This window comes from Comamonas sp. AG1104 (genome assembly GCF_003350425.1).
In the GTDB taxonomy this organism is placed as follows: domain Bacteria; phylum Pseudomonadota; class Gammaproteobacteria; order Burkholderiales; family Burkholderiaceae_C; genus Comamonas; species Comamonas testosteroni.
Genome location: NZ_QQAS01000009.1, coordinates 1 through 18,267 on the forward strand (window position 1 = coordinate 1; position 18,267 = coordinate 18,267).

An 18,267-nucleotide genomic window follows, 5' to 3' on the forward strand; every position below is an offset into this window, starting at 1 on the left:
ATGCCTGGCGATAACGTGTCGATCACTGTGAAGCTGATCTCCCCCATCGCCATGGAAGAAGGTCTGCGCTTCGCTATCCGCGAAGGTGGTCGTACTGTGGGCGCCGGTGTGGTTGCCACGATCATTGCATAATTGATTTGTAGGGGTATAGCTCAATTGGCAGAGCGTCGGTCTCCAAAACCGAAGGTTGTAGGTTCGATTCCTACTGCCCCTGCCACCTCTTAATGGTGGAATCAACAAGAGCCCGCCTTTGGCGGGCTTTTGTGTCTTGAAATTGCACATTTTTGTGCATTTGAAACAAAATATGGCCACTACTCAGGTTGAAACAGTCAGCTCTGCTGCTGACAAAGCAAAATTAGCCGCTGTTGCGGCTTTAGTTGTTGCTTCTATTGCTGGCTTTTATCTGTTGAGCAAGCAAGGTGCGCTGGTGCAGTGGGCGACTCTGATTGTCGGCCTGGTGCTGGCTGCTGGCGTGTTTCTGATCTCTGAGCCGGGCAAGCGCTTCATTGGCTTTGCTCGTGATGCTTGGCGTGAGGTGAAGAAGGTGGTCTGGCCCACCCGCAAAGAAACCATGCAGATGACACTGTATGTCTTTGCGTTTGTGGTGGTGATGGCCTTGTTCTTGTGGTTCACCGATAAGACGCTTGAATGGGTCTTGTACGACTTGATTTTGGGCTGGAGGAAGTAATGGCTGATGCCGTCGAAACAGATGTGAATGGTGGAGCAGCGGGACCCGCCAATCCCGATCTGCGCTGGTATATCGTCCATGCCTATTCGGGTATGGAGAAGGCTGTCGAGCGCAATATTGCGGAGCGTATCGCTCGCTCGGACATGCAGTCCAAGTTTGGCCGCATCCTGGTGCCTTCCGAAGAAGTTGTGGAAATGCGCAACGGCACTCGCCGCACCACAGAGCGCCGCCTGTTCCCCGGCTATGTGTTCGTCGAAATGGTGATGGATGACGATACCTGGCACCTGGTGAAGCACACCAGCAAGGTGACCGGTTTCGTCGGCGGTGCCAAGAACCGTCCTGCCCCCATTTCTGAAGAAGAAGTTCGCAAGATCGTCGACCAGATGCAGGAGGGCACCGAGAAGCCTCGCCACAAGGTCGAGTTCATGGTGGGCGAATTGGTTCGTGTCAAGGAAGGTCCGTTCGCAGACTTCAACGGCTCCGTCGAGGAAGTCAACTACGAAAAGAACCGCCTGCGTGTCTCGGTCACCATCTTTGGCCGCGCGACTCCTGTGGAATTGGAATTCTCTCAAGTTGAGAAAACTTGAGATTCGCAATAGAATCTAGGGCTTCGCATTTTTTGACTCGATGCGAAGCTTTTTTGTAGAGTCAGCAACCTCGGGGAGCTGTTTGCAGGCATTGCAAATGGCGCTATACCCGTAAGGAGCTCAACATGGCGAAAAAAATCGTCGGCTTCATCAAGCTGCAAGTGCCAGCTGGTAAGGCCAATCCTTCTCCTCCCATTGGTCCTGCGCTGGGTCAGCGCGGCCTCAACATCATGGAATTCTGCAAGGCGTTCAACGCCCAGACCCAAGGTGTCGAGCCCGGCCTGCCTCTGCCCGTGGTGATCACGGCTTTTGCTGACAAGAGCTTCACGTTCGTCATCAAGACTCCTCCCGCAACCGTTCTGATCAAGAAGGCTGTGAAGCTGGACAAGGGCTCTTCCAATCCTCTGAAGAACAAGGTTGGCAAGATCACACGTGCTCAGCTGGAAGAAATCGCCAAGACCAAGCTGAAGGACATGAACGCCGCTGACGTTGACGCTGCTGTGCGTACGCTGGCTGGTTCTGCCCGTTCGATGGGCGTGATCGTGGAGGGTGTGTAAATGGCCAAGTTGACCAAGAAGCAAAAAGCTCTCCAGGGCAAGGTTGATTCCAACAAGCTGTACTCTTTCGCTGACGCCGTGGCGCTGGTGAAGGAAGCTGCAACTGCCAAGTTCGATGAATCCATCGACGTGGCCGTGCAACTGGGCGTGGATGCCAAGAAGTCGGACCAAGTGGTGCGTGGCGCCGTGGTGCTGCCTCACGGTACCGGCAAGACTGCTCGCGTGGCTGTGTTCGCACAAGGCGCCAAGGCTGAAGAAGCCAAGGCCGCCGGCGCTGACGTGGTCGGTATGGACGACCTGGCTGCTCAAGTCAAGGCCGGCGACATGCCCTTCGACGTGGTGATCGCTGCTCCCGACGCTATGCGCGTTGTGGGTCAGCTGGGTCAGATCCTGGGCCCCCGCGGCCTGATGCCCAACCCCAAGGTTGGCACCGTGACTCCTGACGTCGCTACGGCTGTGAAGAATGCCAAGGCTGGTCAAGTGCAGTTCCGCGTGGACAAGGCTGGTATCGTGCACGGCACGATCGGTCGCCGTTCGTTCGATGCCGACAAGCTGCAGGGCAACCTGGCTGCTCTGATCGACGCACTGAACAAGGCCAAGCCTGCTTCCAGCAAGGGTCTGTACCTGCGCAAGGTGGCTGTTTCGTCGACCATGGGTGTGGGCGTTCGCGTCGATACACAATCCATCTCGGCGTAATTGCTAGAAATCGTCAGATGAGCTTTGCTCATCTGGTGTGGTGGGCTGCGGGAGTTGTTGCTCCTGCAGGTCATCCAAGACCGTTGGTGTGATTTGATCACTTAATCACGAAGGCCAACGCAGATGGCGATCCCGCTGCAGATGGAAATTTTTCCTAAACAGTTGGTCGCTGCAACAAGAGCGTGTATGCAGGGCTTGCCTTGTATATGCATTTGAAGGAGTAGACCTTGAGTCTGAATCGCAGTGAGAAAGAAGCGGTCATTTCCGAAGTGACCAGCCTCGCCGCTAAAGCTCAAACGCTTGTGATCGCGGAATACCGTGGCATCACGGTCGCCGACATGACCAAACTGCGTGCCGATGCTCGCAGCAAGGGTGTGAGCCTGAGCGTGTTGAAGAACACCCTGGCCCGCCGTGCTGTTGCCGGTAGCGCGTTTGACGTGGTGGCTGACCAGATGACTGGTCCCCTGATCTATGGCTTCTCTGAAGACGCAGTGGCTGCCGCTAAGGTGGTGGCCGACTTCGCGAAGACCAACGACAAGTTGGTGATTCGCGGTGGCGCGTTCGGAGGCAAGGCCCTGGACATCGACGGCGTTAAGCAACTGGCAAACATCCCCTCCAAGGAAGTACTGCTCGCACAAGTGTGCGGCTTGCTCATGTCGCCTATCTCGCGTACAGCCGTTGTGCTGGGCGCTCTGGCGGCCAAGAAGGGCGAAGGCTCTGCCGAAGCGGCAACAGAAACAGCCGCAGCCTGAGTGCTCGGCAAAACCAACCAATTTTAGGAAATCAAAATGGCATTCGATAAAGACGCATTCCTGACCGCCCTGGACAGCATGACTGTTCTGGAACTGAACGACCTGGTCAAGGCTATTGAAGAGAAGTTTGGCGTGTCCGCCGCTGCTATGGCTGCTCCCGCTGCTGGCGGCGCTGCTGGTGGCGCTGCTGCTGCTGAAGAAAAGACCGAGTTCAACGTGGTGCTGACCGACGCTGGCGCCAACAAGGTGTCCGTGATTAAGGCTGTGCGCGAAATCACCGGCCTGGGTCTGAAGGAAGCCAAGGATCTGGTCGACGGCGCTCCCAAGACCGTGAAGGAAGCCGCTCCCAAGGCTGACGCTGAAGCCGCTGTGAAGAAGCTGGTTGAAGCCGGTGCCAAGGCTGAACTGAAGTAATTCAGTGAAATCAAGGGCTGGAGACTCGTAAAAGGGTCTCCAGCCTTTGGCGCTTGTGGAGTGCGCTTAAAGAACACACCAGAAAGCAGGTTTCCTAGGGAGTCTGCTTTTTAGTGTCTTCTGACAATCCGACAGCAGAAGATGCCTTGGTTCGGGCGATGTGCAACGCATCGCCGTCAGCCATGGTTGGTAGTGGCCAACCGCCAAGCCCGCAGGAGAACCCTGTGGGGCAGTCGTCGCAGACCCAGGACTCATGTCTTTGCCCGGAGATCTCATGGCCTATTCTTATACCGAACGCAAGCGAATCCGCAAAAGCTTCGGGAGCCGCGATAGCGTGCTCGAAGTGCCTTATCTGCTGCAGATGCAAAAAGATGCCTATACAGCATTCCTGCAGGCAGATGTAGCCCCCAAAAAACGTACCATTGATGGCCTGCAAGCGGCCTTCAATTCCGCCTTCCCCATCGTCTCCCACAATGGTTTTGTGGAGATGAAGTTTGTCGAGTACAACCTCGCCAAGCCCGCTTTCGACGTGCGTGAATGCCAGACTCGTGGTCTGACCTTCGCCTCCGCTGTCCGCGCCAAGGTTCAGTTGATCATCTATGACCGCGAGTCCTCCACGGCTCAGTCCAAGGTGGTCAAGGAAGTGAAGGAACAAGAGGTCTACATGGGCGAAGTGCCCCTGATGACCGACAAGGGTTCGTTCATCATCAACGGTACCGAGCGCGTGATCGTGTCTCAGCTGCACCGTTCGCCTGGCGTGTTCTTCGAGCACGACAAGGGCAAGACCCATAGCTCGGGCAAGCTGCTGTTCTCGGCTCGCATCATTCCTTACCGCGGCTCCTGGCTGGACTTCGAGTTCGACCCCAAGGACCTGCTGTACTTCCGCGTCGACCGTCGCCGCAAGATGCCCGTGTCGATCCTGCTGAAGGCCATCGGCATGACGCCCGAGACCATCCTGGCAACGTTCTTCGTGAACGACAACTTCCGCCTGATGGACAGCGGTGCCCAGATGGAATTCGTGGCCGATCGCCTGAAGGGCGAAGTCGCGCGTTTCGACATCACCGACAAGTCCGGCAAGGTCGTGGTCGCCAAGGACAAGCGCATCACCGCTCGCCACACCCGCGAGCTGGAGCAGTCCGGCACCAAGTTCGTCAGCGTGCCTGAAGACTTCCTGCTGGGTCGTGTGCTGGCCAAGAACATCGTTGATCCCGATACCGGCGAAATCATCGCCAAGGCCAACGAAGAACTGACCGAAGCCCTGCTCAAGAAGCTGCGCAGCGCCGGTGTGCAGGACGTTCAGTGCATCTACACCAACGAACTGGACCAGGGCGCCTACATCTCGCAGACCCTGCGCACCGATGAAACCGTGGACGAGTTCGCTGCCCGCGTTGCCATCTACCGCATGATGCGTCCTGGCGAGCCTCCTACCGAGGACGCCGTGCAGGCCCTGTTCCAGCGCCTGTTCTACAACGCCGACACCTATGATCTGTCGCGCGTGGGCCGTATGAAGTTCAACGCCAAGATCGGCCGCGAAGGCGCGACCGGTCCCATGGTGCTGTCCAACGAAGACATCCTGGCCGTGGTCAAGATCCTGGTGGACCTGCGCAATGGCCGTGGCGAAGTCGACGATATCGACCACCTGGGCAACCGCCGTGTGCGTTGCGTGGGCGAACTGGCCGAAAACCAGTACCGCACCGGTCTGGCTCGTATCGAAAAGGCTGTGAAGGAACGTCTGGGTCAGGCCGAGCAAGAGCCTCTGATGCCCCACGACCTGATCAACTCCAAGCCCATCTCTGCGGCCCTGAAGGAGTTCTTCGGTGCCTCGCAGCTGTCGCAGTTCATGGACCAGACCAACCCTCTGGCAGAAATCACGCACAAGCGTCGTGTTTCCGCCCTGGGCCCAGGCGGTCTGACCCGCGAGCGTGCCGGCTTTGAAGTGCGTGACGTGCACGTGACCCACTACGGTCGCGTCTGCCCTATCGAAACGCCTGAAGGTCCCAACATCGGTCTGATCAACTCGCTGGCTCTGTACGCCCGCCTGAACGAGTACGGTTTCATCGAAACCCCGTACCGTCGCGTGGTGGACGGCAAGGTGACGATGGACATCGACTACCTGTCGGCCATCGAAGAAGGCAAGTACGTGATCGCCCAGGCCAACGCCGATCTGGATGCCGCAGGCAATCTGGTGGGCGAGCTGGTGTCGGCCCGTGAAGCCGGTGAATCGACCCTGGTGTCGGCCGAGCGCGTGCAGTACATGGACGTGTCGCCTGCGCAGATCGTGTCCGTGGCCGCTTCGCTGATTCCCTTCCTGGAACACGACGACGCGAACCGTGCCTTGATGGGCGCCAACATGTCGCGTCAGGCCGTGCCTGTGCTGCGTCCTGAAAAGCCCATGGTCGGTACCGGCATCGAGCGCGTTGCCGCCGTGGACTCCGGCACCGTGGTCACCGCCAAGCGCGGCGGTATCGTGGACTATGTCGACGCCACCCGCATCGTGATCCGTGTGAACGACGACGAAGCCGTGGCCGGTGAAGTCGGCGTGGACATCTACAACCTGATCAAGTATCAGCGTTCCAACCAGAACACCAACATCCACCAGCGCCCCATCGTCAGCCGTGGCGACAAGCTGGCCAAGGGTGATGTGCTGGCGGACGGCGCTTCGACCGACCTGGGCGAAATCGCCATCGGCCAGAACATGCTGATCGCCTTCATGCCCTGGAACGGCTACAACTACGAAGACTCGGTGATGATCAACGAGCGCATCGTGGCTGACGATCGCTACACCTCGATCCACATCGAAGAGCTGGTGGTGATGGCTCGCGACACCAAGCTGGGTGCCGAAGAAATCACACGCGACATCCCCAACCTGTCCGAGCAGCAACTGAACCGCCTGGACGAGTCCGGCATCATCTACGTGGGCGCCGAAGTGCAACCCGGCGACGTGCTGGTGGGCAAGGTCACGCCCAAGGGCGAGACCACGCTGACGCCTGAAGAGAAGCTGCTGCGCGCCATCTTCGGCGAGAAGGCTTCCGACGTGAAGGACACTTCTTTGCGTGTGGATCAGGGCTCGCAAGGCACCGTGATCGACGTGCAGGTGTTCACGCGTGAAGGCATCCAGCGCGACAAGCGCGCCCAGCAGATCATCGACGATGAACTCAAGCGCTTCCGCCTGGACCTGAACGACCAGCTGCGCATTGTGGAAGCCGACGCTTTCGACCGTATCGAGAAGCTGCTGACCGGCCGCGTGGCCAACGGTGGTCCTCAGAAGCTGTCCAAGGGCGCCAAGATCGACAAGGCCTATCTGGACGGTGTGGAGAAGTTCCACTGGTTCGACATTCGTCCTGCCGAAGACGATGTGGCCGCTCAGCTGGAGTCCATCAAGAACTCCATCGAGCAGCAGCGTCACACCTTCGACCTGGCGTTCGAAGAAAAGCGCAAGAAGCTCACCCAGGGCGACGAGCTGCCTGCCGGCGTGCTGAAGATGGTCAAGGTCTACCTGGCCGTCAAGCGTCGTCTGCAGCCCGGTGACAAGATGGCCGGCCGTCACGGTAACAAGGGCGTGGTCTCGAAGATCACTCCTGTGGAAGACATGCCTTTCCTGGCTGATGGCTCCACCGCCGACATCGTGCTGAACCCGCTGGGCGTGCCTTCGCGTATGAACATCGGTCAGGTGCTGGAAGTGCACTTGGGCTGGGCCGGCAAGGGTCTGGGCCAGCGCATCGGCGACATGCTGCAAAAGGAAGCCCGTGCTGCTGAAGTGCGTGCCTTCCTGGAAGAGATCTACAACCGCAGCGGTCGCAAGGAAGAGCTGTCTCAGCTGGACGACGGCGAAGTCATGTCCATGGCCAAGGAACTGACCACGGGCGTGCCATTCGCAACGCCGGTGTTCGACGGTGCTTCCGAAGCCGAAATCAAGGACATGCTGAAGCTGGCCTACCCTGACGACATCGCTGCGGCCAAGGGTCTGACCGAGACACGCACTCAGGCTTATCTGTATGACGGCCGCACCGGCGAGCGCTTCGAGCGTCCGACCACCGTGGGCTATATGCACTACCTGAAGCTGCACCACTTGGTCGACGACAAGATGCACGCCCGCTCCACCGGTCCTTACTCGCTGGTGACGCAACAGCCTCTGGGCGGTAAGGCCCAGTTCGGTGGTCAGCGTTTCGGTGAAATGGAAGTGTGGGCGCTGGAAGCTTACGGCGCCGCCTATGTGCTGCAGGAAATGCTGACTGTGAAGTCCGACGACGTGGTCGGTCGTACCAAGGTGTACGAGTCCATCGTCAAGGGCGAGCACTCGATCGAAGCGGGCATGCCCGAATCGTTCAACGTGCTGGTCAAGGAAATCCGCTCTCTGGGCTTGGACATCGAGCTCGAACGTTCTTAAGCACTATTAAACAGAGAGCTGCAACCGCTTTAAAACAAAGGATTTGCGCTTGGTTCGTTGCTGAAACCAAGGCAAATCCAGCGGTGGCTGCAATGATTTTTGACGAAAAGGAAAGAGTTACATGAAATCGCTACTCGACCTGTTCAAGCAATTTACGCCTGATGAGCATTTCGATGCCATCAAGATCGGCCTGGCCTCGCCCGAGAAGATCCGTTCCTGGTCTTTCGGTGAAGTGAAGAAGCCTGAAACGATCAACTACCGTACTTTCAAGCCCGAGCGTGATGGTCTGTTCTGCGCCAAGATCTTTGGCCCGATCAAGGACTACGAATGCCTGTGCGGCAAGTACAAGCGCCTCAAGCACCGCGGTGTGATCTGCGAGAAGTGCGGCGTTGAAGTCACACAGACCAAGGTGCGTCGCGAACGCATGGGTCACATCGATCTGGCCGCTCCCTGCGCTCACATCTGGTTCCTGAAGTCCCTGCCTTCGCGCCTGGGCCTGGTGCTGGACATGACGCTGCGCGACATCGAGCGCGTGCTGTACTTCGAAGCCTATGTGGTGACCGACCCCGGCATGACTCCGCTGAAGAAGTTCAGCATCATGACCGAGGACGACTACGACGCCAAGCAACTCGAGTACGGCTACGACGAATTCACCGCCAAGATGGGCGCTGAAGGCATCAAGGACCTGCTCGAAGGCATCGACATCGACGTCGAGATCGAGCGCCTGCGCAACGATCTGACCGGCTCCGAAGTCAAGGTCAAGAAGAATGCCAAGCGCCTGAAGCTGCTCGAAGCGTTCAAGAAGTCCGGCATCAAGCCCGAGTGGATGGTGATGGAAGTGCTGCCCGTGCTGCCTCCCGATCTGCGTCCTCTGGTGCCTCTGGACGGTGGCCGTTTCGCCACTTCCGACCTGAACGACCTGTACCGCCGCGTTATTAACCGTAACTCGCGTCTGCGCCGCCTGCTGGAGCTGAAGGCTCCCGAAATCATTGCTCGCAATGAAAAGCGCATGCTGCAGGAAGCGGTTGACTCGCTGCTGGACAACGGCCGTCGCGGCAAGGCCATGACGGGCGCCAACAAGCGTGCCCTGAAGTCCCTGGCCGACATGATCAAGGGTAAGAGCGGTCGTTTCCGTCAGAACTTGCTGGGCAAGCGCGTGGACTACTCCGGTCGTTCCGTGATTACCGTGGGTCCTTACCTCAAGCTGCACCAGTGCGGTCTGCCCAAGCTGATGGCGCTGGAGCTGTTCAAGCCCTTCATCTTCGCGCAGCTCGAGCAGCGCGGCATCGCCACGACCATCAAGGCTGCCAAGAAGGAAGTGGAAGCCGGTACGCCCGTGGTGTGGGACATCCTTGAAGAAGTCATCAAGGAACACCCCATCATGCTCAACCGTGCGCCTACGCTGCACCGTCTGGGTATCCAGGCTTTCGAGCCCATCCTGATCGAAGGCAAGGCCCTGCAACTGCACCCGCTGGTCTGCGCGGCCTTCAACGCCGACTTCGACGGTGACCAGATGGCTGTTCACGTGCCCCTGTCTGTGGAAGCGCAGATGGAAGCCCGCGTGCTGATGCTGGCCTCGAACAACGTGCTGTTCCCCGCTTCGGGCGAACCCTCCATCGTTCCTTCCCAGGACGTGGTGCTGGGTCTGTATCACGCCACGCGTGAAAAGATCAACGGCAAGGGCGAAGGCATGGTGTTTGCCGACCTGATGGAGCTGCAACGCGCTCTGGATGCTGGCGAGACCGAACTGCACGCCAAGATCAGCGTGCGCCTGACCGAGTGGAACAAGAACAAGGAAACTGGCGAATTCGAGCCCGTGACCTCGCTCGTGGAAACCACCGTGGGCCGTGCCCTGTTGTCTGAAATCCTGCCCAAGGGCCTGGCTTTCAGCAACATGAACAAGGCGCTGAAGAAGAAGGAAATCTCCAAGCTGATCAACGCCTCCTTCCGCAAGTGCGGTCTGAAGGCCACGGTCGTGTTTGCCGACAAGCTGCTGCAAAACGGTTTCCGTCTGTCCACGCACGCCGGTATCTCGATCTCCATCGACGACATGCTGGTGCCTCCGCAAAAGGCCGACATCCTGGCCCGCGCAGAGTCCGAAGTGAAGGAGATCGAGCAGCAGTACGTCTCGGGTCTGGTGACCTCGGGCGAGCGCTACAACAAGGTGGTGGACATCTGGGGCAAGGCCGGCGACGACGTGTCCAAGGTGATGATGGACCAGCTCAAGGTCCAGAAGACCACCGACCGTCACGGCAACGAAGTCGATCAGGAATCGTTCAATGCGATTTACATGATGGCCGACTCCGGCGCCCGTGGCTCCGCAGCGCAGATTCGTCAGCTGGCCGGTATGCGTGGTCTGATGGCCAAGCCTGACGGCTCCATCATTGAGACGCCTATCACCGCGAACTTCCGCGAAGGCCTCAACGTGCTGCAGTACTTCATCTCGACCCACGGTGCTCGTAAGGGTCTGGCCGACACGGCGCTGAAGACGGCTAACTCCGGTTACCTGACTCGTCGTCTGGTGGACGTGACGCAGGATCTGGTCGTGAACGAACAGGATTGCGGTACCTCCAACGGCTATCTGATGCGCGCCATCGTCGAAGGTGGTGAAGTGATCGAATCCCTGCGCGACCGTGTGCTGGGCCGTTCGACCGCCGAAGAAGTGCTGCACCCCGAAACCCGTGCCGTGCTGGTGCCTGCCGGTACCTTGCTCAACGAAGACACCATCGAAGAGCTGGAAGCCCAGGGCGTGGACGAAATCAAGGTGCGTACGGCTCTGACCTGCGAAACCCGTTTCGGTCTGTGCGCAACCTGCTACGGTCGCGACCTGGGTCGTGGCGGCCTGATCAACCTCGGCGAAGCCGTGGGTGTGATCGCTGCCCAGTCCATCGGTGAACCCGGCACGCAGCTGACCATGCGTACCTTCCACATCGGTGGTGCCGCTTCGCGCGCTGCCATCGCCTCGAGCGTGGAAGCCAAGTCCAATGGCGTGATCGGCTTCAACAGCACGATGCGCTATGTGTCCAACACCAAGGGCGAGCTGGTGGTGATTTCGCGTTCCGGCGAGATCGTGATCAGCGAAAACGGCCGCGAGCGCGAGCGTCACAAGGTGCCTTATGGCGCCGTGCTGACCATCAAGCCCGACGAAGCCATCAAGGCCGGCAAGATCCTGGCGAACTGGGACCCGCTGACTCGACCCATCATTACCGAATACGCCGGTCAAGTGCGTTTCGAGAATGTGGAAGAAGGTCTGACGGTGGCCAAGCAGGTCGACGAAGTGACCGGTCTGTCCACTCTGGTGGTGATCGACCCCAAGCGTCGTGGCTCTGCCAAGGTGGTGCGTCCCCAGGTCAAGCTGATCGACGCCAACAACCAGGAAGTCAAGATCCCTGGTACCGACCACGCCGTGACGATCGGCTTCCAGGTCGGCGCCCTGATTCAGGTGCGCGACGGCCAGGACGTGGGCCCCGGCGAAGTGCTGGCCCGTATCCCTGTTGAAGGTCAGAAGACCCGCGACATTACCGGTGGTCTGCCCCGTGTGGCCGAACTGTTCGAAGCCCGTACGCCCAAGGACAAGGGTACGCTGGCCGAGATGACCGGTACCGTGTCCTTCGGCAAGGAAACCAAGGGCAAGATCCGCCTGCAGATCACCGATCTGGAAGGCAAGGTCTGGGAAGAGCTGGTGCCCAAGGAGCGCAACATTCTGGTCCACGAAGGCCAGGTGGTGAACAAGGGCGAGTCCATCGTTGACGGTCCTGCCGATCCTCAAGACATCCTGCGTCTGCTGGGTATCGAAGAGCTGTCGCGCTACATCGTGGACGAGGTGCAGGACGTTTACCGCCTGCAGGGTGTGAAGATCAACGACAAGCACATCGAAGTGATCGTGCGTCAGATGCTGCGTCGCGTGATCATCGAGAACTCTGGCGATACCACCTACATCCAGGGTGAACAGGTCGAGCGTTCCGAGGTGCTCAACACCAACGAACAGATGCAGAAGGAAGGCAAGCTGCCTGCCACGTACTCCAACGTGCTGCTGGGTATTACCAAGGCTTCGCTGTCGACCGACTCGTTCATCTCTGCGGCTTCCTTCCAGGAAACCACCCGTGTTCTGACCGAAGCTGCCATCATGGGCAAGCGCGACGAACTGCGTGGCCTGAAGGAAAACGTGATCGTGGGTCGTCTGATCCCCGCCGGCACCGGCCTGGCCTATCACCAGGCTCGCAAGGCCAAGGACGAAATGGACGATGCCGAGCGTCGCGCCATCGCCGAAGCCGAGGAAGCCGAGCTGGCCGGTGTGCTGGCTGATGACGTCGAAGCACCTGCTGGCGACGCCTCTGCCGACTAAGCATGGCTCTGGGCCGCGGCCGGCAACGGCTGCGGTTCGCTGCTGATGCACCGCGCTCCCGCTCTGCCTTGTGCAGACGGGAGCGTTTTTCATTGATCAAGACACGACTTGCGCAAGTTCGGACCCGGCATGCGCTTTTCGATGGAAATGCCCGCTGTGCTTTCTTGTCTGCGTCAGTTTCACAAGTTTTTCAGGTCTGCTCTTCATGACTTCCAAGCCTTCCCAACCCAAGAACGCCGCTGCTGGTGCTGCTGTGCCCAACGCTCCTGCCCTGTGGCAACAGCTGGATGCAGTGGCCAAGGCCTTGCACGGCATCCTGGGTGGCCAGTCCAGCAAGGCTGTGCTGGCACAGGTGCCGCAGCGCTTGCGTCCGGGAGTGCAGGCCTTGCTGTTCCAGGTGCTGCGCAATCTGGGGCGTGCCCAGGCGCTGCAAAAGCAGCTGGCGCCGCGCGCACCGGCGCCCAAGGTCAGTGCCTTGCTGAGCACGGCGCTGGCTCTGGCCTGGGATGAGGCGCAAGCCCCTTATCCGCCCTTCACCCTGGTCAACCAAGCCGTGGAAGCCGCCAAGAATGGTGCGGCACGCGCGCAGTCCGGCTTCATCAATGCCTGCCTGCGCCGTTTTCTGCGCGAGCGCGATGCCCTGGTGAGCGCCACCGACAACGACCCCGTGGCCGTCTGGAATCACCCTGCCTGGTGGATTGCCCGGCTCCAGAAAGACCACCCCCAGGACTGGCAGACCATTCTGGCGGCCAACAATGCCCAGCCGCCCATGACGCTGCGCGTCAACGCCCAGAAGAGCACTGCAGCCCAGTATCAGACTGCGCTGCAGGCGATGAACCTGAAGGCGACAGCTGTCGCCGAGTGTGGTCTGCAGCTGGAACAGGCCGTGCCGGTGCAGGAGCTGCCGCATTTTGAAGAGGGCTGGGCCTCGGTGCAGGACGGTGCGGCGCAGGCCGCGGCCCCGCTGCTGCTGGCCGGCTTGTCCCAGCCCCAGGGGCGCCCGCTGCGCGTGCTGGATGCCTGTGCGGCGCCCGGCGGCAAGACTGCCCATCTGCTTGAGCGCGCCGCGCCCGGCAGCATCGAAGTCACGGCCCTGGAGATCGACCCCGAGCGGGCTCGCCGTATCGATGAAACCCTGTCACGCCTGGGCCTGAAGGCCAAAGTGCTGGTGGCCGATGCGTCCGCGCCCCAGGCGTGGTTTGAGTCGCAATGCGGAGGTCAGCCCTTCGACGCGATCTTGCTCGATGCGCCTTGCACGGCATCGGGCATTGTGCGTCGCCAGCCCGATGTGCGCTGGCTGCGCCGTGAGAGCGATGTGGCCCAGCTGGCAGACATACAGTCCAGACTGCTCGATACCCTGTGGCCGCTGCTGCAGCCCGGTGGCTGCATGGTCTATTGCACCTGCTCGGTCTTCAAGGCTGAGGGCGATGCCCAGATGCAAGCGTTTCTTGCACGCAACACTACGGCGGCCAGCTTGCCTGCTCCGGGTCATTTAATTCCCGGCAAAGCTGCCAAACACGATTCCGTGGCAGACAATCCTCTGGGTGACCACGACGGCTTTTTTTACGCTCTGCTGGAAAAATTGCGCTAACGCTGTAGCGGGGGCCTTGTGGCCTGCGGCCCGCGCAGCTTCGCTGGTGCTGGCGCTGTCCCTGGTTTTCGTGCTGGCCCGGGCCGATACCGTGCAGCCGGATATCAGCTCCATGCAGGTCACGCGTACCGAAGAGGGAGTGTTTCTCTCGGCCAATCTGCAGTTCGAGTTGCCCGCTCAGGTGGAAGATGCCCTGCGCCAGGGCATTCCCATGTATTTCATTGCCGAGGCTCAGGTGCAGCGCGAGCGCTGGTACTGGTCCGATCAGCAATTGGGTGTCGCCACCCGCTATTACCGCATTACGCACCAGCCGCTGACCAGGCGCTGGCGTTTGCATATCTCCAATTCCGCCTTCACCGGCGGCAGCGGCACCGGACTGGCGCTGGGCCAGTCCTATGAGCAACTCGAGGATGCCATCGCAGCCATTCAACGCATTTACCGCTGGAAGATTCTGGAGTCCGGCCAGCTCGGCTCTACCTCGGGCGTCTCGGTGCAACTGCGCTTTCGCGTAGATCTGTCGTCCCTGCCAAGACCTTTGCAGATTGGGGCGCTGGGGCGCTCGGGCTGGAATCTGCAGCTGTCGCGCACGCAGACGCTGGAGGCCGCTCCCTGATGGCTGACATCAAGCTCCCTGATGGCGAAGTCAGCGGTTCCTCCGCCACACGCTGGTCGCGCGCCACGCGCTGGGCTGTGGGCACGGGCGTGGCGCTGATGGTGGTGGTGGGGGTTTTGCTGCTGTTCCTGCTGACCCTGGCAACTAATAACCGGCTGGCCTACGAGCGCAACTACAACTGGCTGTTTGCCGCCAATGTGGTAGTGGCCGGATTGCTGCTGCTGGTGCTGTTCTGGGGCGGTTTGCGCCTGGCTCTGCGGCTCAGGCGCGGGCGTTTTGGCAGCAAGCTGCTGCTCAAGCTGGCGGGCATCTTCACCTTGGTGGGTTTGCTGCCGGGCTTGCTGATCTATGTGGTGTCCTACCAGTTCGTCTCGCGCTCGATAGAGAGCTGGTTTGACGTCAAGGTCGAGGGCGCCTTGTCTGCGGGCGTGAGCCTGGCCAGTGCCACGCTCGATACCGTGGCCAATGACATGGCCAACAACACGCGCACGGCAGGCCTTCAGCTGTCTCAGACTTCGGATGCCGGGGCGGCACTGATGCTGGAGCGAATTCGCGATCAGATCGGTGCCACCGATGTGGTGCTCTGGAATGCATCGGGCAAGGCCATTGCCAGTGCCGGTCAGTCTCAGTTCAGCCTGGCGCCGGAGCGGCCCAACACCCAGCTGCTGCGAAGCTTGAAGGAGCAGGGCGGTCAGCGTGCCGTGGCCAGCATCGAAGGCCTGGATGATGCCGGCGATGTGCCTGCCGATCAGGCTGCGGCCAACGCCAAGGTGCGCACACTGGCGCTGGTGCCCAGCTCGGCCGTGAATCTGTTGGAGGAGGCGCGTTATCTGCAGGCCACGATTCCCCTGCCGCAAGCCCTGGTCAGCAATGCCCTGGCCGTGCAGGAGGCCAATCGCGAGTACCAGGAGCGAGCACTTGCTCGTGGTGGGTTGCAGCGCATGTATATCGGCACTCTGACGCTGGCGCTCTTTCTGGCCGTGTTCGGGGCCGTGGTGCTGGCTGTGGTGCTGGGCAATCAACTGGCCAAGCCGCTGCTGCTGCTGGCCCAGGGCATGCGCGATGTGGCGCGTGGCGATCTGCGCCCCAAGCCTGCGCTGCAGAGCAAGGACGAGATTGGCGGGCTGACGCGCTCCTTTGCCGTCATGACCCAGCAACTGGCCGACGCACGCTCCGACGCCAACCGCAATCTGCTGCAGCTCGATGCGGCGCGCAGCAATCTGCAGACCATTCTGGATAACCTTACCTCGGGCGTTATCGTGCTCGATCGCTCCGGGCGCATCGTCCTCAGCAACCCCGGTGCAACACGCATTCTGCGTGCGCCCATGGCGGTGTTCCAGGGCAAGCGCCTGCGCGATGTCTCGGGCCTGCAGGACTTTGCGCGCGTGGTGCAGGAGCAGTTCGAGATCTTCCTGGGCGATGCTTCGGCCCAGCAGGGGCGGGACCGCTGGCAGCAGGTCTATGAACTGGACGCCGGCAACGGCAACGGCGATGTGGTGCACAACACAACCAGCCTGGTCATGCGTGGTGCGGAGCTGCCCGACGACCAGCGCCTGCTGGTGTTCGATGATATTTCGGAGATCGTCTCGGCCCAGCGTGCACAGGCCTGGGGCGAAGTGGCGCGCCGCGTAGCGCATGAAATCAAGAATCCGCTGACGCCGATTCAGCTGTCTGCCGAGCGTCTGGCCATGAAGCTGACCGACAAGCTGCAGCCTGTGGAGCAGGCACTGCTTGCCAAGTCCGTGAAGACCATCGTCGATCAGGTGGGGGCCATGAAGCGTCTGGTCGATGAGTTTCGCGAGTACGCACGTTTGCCGGCCGCCAATCTGCAAGCGCTGGATCTGAATGCGCTGGTCGCAGAGGTGCTGCAGCTCTATGGCGAGGAGAATGCAGCGGTGCGCGTGGAGGCATCGCTCGACGAAGCCTGTCCGTTGATCCAGGGCGATAGCCAGCAATTGCGTCAGGTCATCCACAATCTTTTGCAAAATGCGCAAGATTCCACGGCGCAAAGAGCGCAGGAAACAGGGCAGACTCCGGGCTCCGTCACCATCGAAACCCGCTGGATGGACACGGCCCAGCGTGTGCGCCTGAGCATCAGCGACAGTGGCACAGGTTTTGCTCCCAATATTCTGCAAAGAGCTTTCGAGCCCTATGTGACCACCAAGTCCCGCGGCACCGGCCTGGGTTTGGCCGTGGTCAAAAAAATCGCCGACGAGCATGGCGCAAGAGTGGACCTGGGTAATCGAGAGGAAGACGGGGTAGTTCAAGGCGCGCGAGTGTCGCTATCATTTGTACCTAACGACCGTGCAGGGGCGGCTTGATCCCGTTCAGCACAAGGCATAGCAACAGGCTTTAGACACATGGCAAACATACTAGTGGTCGACGACGAACTGGGGATCCGGGATTTGTTGTCGGAAATCCTCAACGACGAAGGTCATAGTGTGGACGTGGCAGAGAACGCCACGCAGGCACGCGTTTCCAGGGCGACCAATAACTACGATCTGGTGCTGCTGGACATCTGGATGCCGGACACCGACGGCGTCACCTTGCTCAAGGAATGGGCCACGGCCGGTCAGCTCACCATGCCCGTCATCATGATGAGCGGTCATGCGACCATCGAAACGGCCGTCGAGGCAACGCGCATCGGCGCGCTGTCCTTCCTCGAAAAGCCCATCACCATGCAGAAGCTGCTCAAGGCAGTGGAGCAGGGGCTGGCGCGCAGCACGGCCAGCCAGGGCTCGGAAACCGCATCGCATGCCAGCAACGGCACGGCGCCATCGGCCGTGGTCAGCATCACGGCGCAGGCGGCGGAAGACAATCTGCCCAACTCGCACCAGGGCTTCGATCTCGACCGTCCCCTGCGCGAGGCGCGCGACGGCTTTGAAAAAGCCTATTTCGAATTCCACCTGGCCCGCGAAGGCGGCTCCATGACGCGCGTGGCAGAGAAGACCGGCCTGGAGCGTACCCATCTGTACCGAAAACTGCGTCAGCTGGGCGTGGACCTCGGACGCAATCGCCGCGGATAATTTCCAAAAAAATCGCATTTTTCGATTTGGGGTCGAAAAGTGTGCCTATAATCGTGGCTTCGGCACTCAAGAGTGTTGACGAAGGCCCGGTAGCTCAGTCGGTAGAGCAGAGGATTGAAAATCCTTGTGTCGGCGGTTCGATTCCGTCCCAGGCCACCAGATTCAAAGCCCTGGATCAGCAATGATCCAGGGCTTTTCTGCATCCAGATCTGACCCGTCACCGGCAGCGTTCGCAGACCGGCGAATGCTGCGATCTGGAATGCCCAGGTGGGGCTGGATGCGGAAAAATATGCCTATAATCGTCGCTTCAGCAAATTCAAGTTGCTGAAGCAGCAAAGGCCCGGTAGCTCAGTCGGTAGAGCAGAGGATTGAAAATCCTTGTGTCGGCGGTTCGATTCCGTCCCAGGCCACCAAACATGAAGCCCCAGATCAGCAATGATCTGGGGCTTTTCTCATTGCGCCTCGAGTGTCCGCAAGCTCAGAGTGGCCGTCCGAGCCGCAGGCAGCAAAAAACAGAGCGGCTTGCGCTTGCTTTGGCTCGATTTCAAGATGTTTCAGCTCCAGTTTGCTTTGTAGATATGCGCAACCAGCTTTTCATCTGATAGCGCCTG

The 18,267-nt window shown here is 60.1% G+C and carries 13 protein-coding genes, 3 tRNA genes and 1 pseudogene; all 17 read left to right on the forward strand.

Annotated elements, in window-relative coordinates; genetic code table 11:
• A pseudogene (gene tuf / locus DFO48_RS21180) lies at positions 1-132 on the forward strand (elongation factor Tu); the annotation flags it as partial.
• Between the two features lie 9 nt (positions 133-141).
• Positions 142-217: transfer RNA gene (locus tag DFO48_RS21185), tRNA-Trp, on the forward strand.
• Between the two features lie 87 nt (positions 218-304).
• On the forward strand, positions 305-688 hold the full coding sequence (gene secE / locus DFO48_RS21190; protein WP_034349432.1) for a preprotein translocase subunit SecE: 384 nt from the start codon (positions 305-307) through the stop codon (positions 686-688).
• Complete coding sequence (gene nusG / locus DFO48_RS21195) at positions 688-1,275, forward strand: transcription termination/antitermination protein NusG (RefSeq protein ID WP_003078116.1); 588 nt, start codon at positions 688-690, stop codon at positions 1,273-1,275. The genes secE and nusG overlap by 1 nt, the downstream gene beginning before the upstream one ends.
• A 125-nt stretch (positions 1,276-1,400) precedes the next feature.
• Entirely contained in the window at positions 1,401-1,832 is a 432-nt protein-coding gene (rplK, locus tag DFO48_RS21200) for a 50S ribosomal protein L11 (RefSeq protein WP_003059339.1), read from the forward strand.
• Positions 1,833-2,528, forward strand: coding sequence for a 50S ribosomal protein L1 (rplA, locus tag DFO48_RS21205; RefSeq protein WP_003065693.1), 696 nt, complete (start codon positions 1,833-1,835; stop codon positions 2,526-2,528).
• A gap of 227 nt (positions 2,529-2,755) precedes the next feature.
• Positions 2,756-3,280, forward strand: coding sequence for a 50S ribosomal protein L10 (gene rplJ / locus DFO48_RS21210; protein WP_003078111.1), 525 nt, complete (start codon positions 2,756-2,758; stop codon positions 3,278-3,280).
• A gap of 36 nt (positions 3,281-3,316) precedes the next feature.
• Positions 3,317-3,694 (forward strand): 50S ribosomal protein L7/L12, encoded by a 378-nt coding sequence (gene rplL / locus DFO48_RS21215; RefSeq protein WP_003065690.1) that lies wholly within the window; start codon positions 3,317-3,319, stop codon positions 3,692-3,694.
• A gap of 274 nt (positions 3,695-3,968) precedes the next feature.
• On the forward strand, positions 3,969-8,081 hold the full coding sequence (rpoB, locus tag DFO48_RS21220) for a DNA-directed RNA polymerase subunit beta (RefSeq protein ID WP_003059330.1): 4,113 nt from the start codon (positions 3,969-3,971) through the stop codon (positions 8,079-8,081).
• A gap of 121 nt (positions 8,082-8,202) precedes the next feature.
• A complete protein-coding gene (rpoC, locus tag DFO48_RS21225) occupies positions 8,203-12,426 on the forward strand; it encodes a DNA-directed RNA polymerase subunit beta' (RefSeq protein ID WP_003065685.1) in 4,224 nt (1,407 codons plus the stop codon).
• Between the two features lie 205 nt (positions 12,427-12,631).
• On the forward strand, positions 12,632-14,017 hold the full coding sequence (rsmB, locus tag DFO48_RS21230) for a 16S rRNA (cytosine(967)-C(5))-methyltransferase RsmB (protein WP_114864682.1): 1,386 nt from the start codon (positions 12,632-12,634) through the stop codon (positions 14,015-14,017).
• A gap of 43 nt (positions 14,018-14,060) precedes the next feature.
• The gene (locus tag DFO48_RS21235; RefSeq protein WP_034349459.1) at positions 14,061-14,630 is read left to right on the forward strand and encodes a DUF4390 domain-containing protein; all 570 of its coding nucleotides are present in this window, start codon (positions 14,061-14,063) and stop codon (positions 14,628-14,630) included.
• Positions 14,630-16,951 (forward strand): ATP-binding protein, encoded by a 2,322-nt coding sequence (locus tag DFO48_RS21240; protein WP_114864683.1) that lies wholly within the window; start codon positions 14,630-14,632, stop codon positions 16,949-16,951. Before DFO48_RS21235 ends, DFO48_RS21240 begins: the two co-directional genes overlap by 1 nt.
• Before the next feature lie 39 nt (positions 16,952-16,990).
• Complete coding sequence (locus DFO48_RS21245) at positions 16,991-17,656, forward strand: response regulator (protein WP_034374524.1); 666 nt, start codon at positions 16,991-16,993, stop codon at positions 17,654-17,656.
• An 83-nt stretch (positions 17,657-17,739) separates the two neighbouring features.
• Positions 17,740-17,815: transfer RNA gene (locus tag DFO48_RS21250), tRNA-Phe, on the forward strand.
• Positions 17,816-17,993: 178 nt separating this feature from the next.
• A tRNA-Phe gene (locus DFO48_RS21255) sits at positions 17,994-18,069 on the forward strand.
• A gap of 3 nt (positions 18,070-18,072) precedes the next feature.
• Positions 18,073-18,258: a hypothetical protein gene (locus DFO48_RS25230; RefSeq protein ID WP_147282766.1), complete on the forward strand. Its 186-nt coding sequence runs from the start codon at positions 18,073-18,075 to the stop codon at positions 18,256-18,258.
• Positions 18,259-18,267 lie beyond the last annotated feature (9 nt).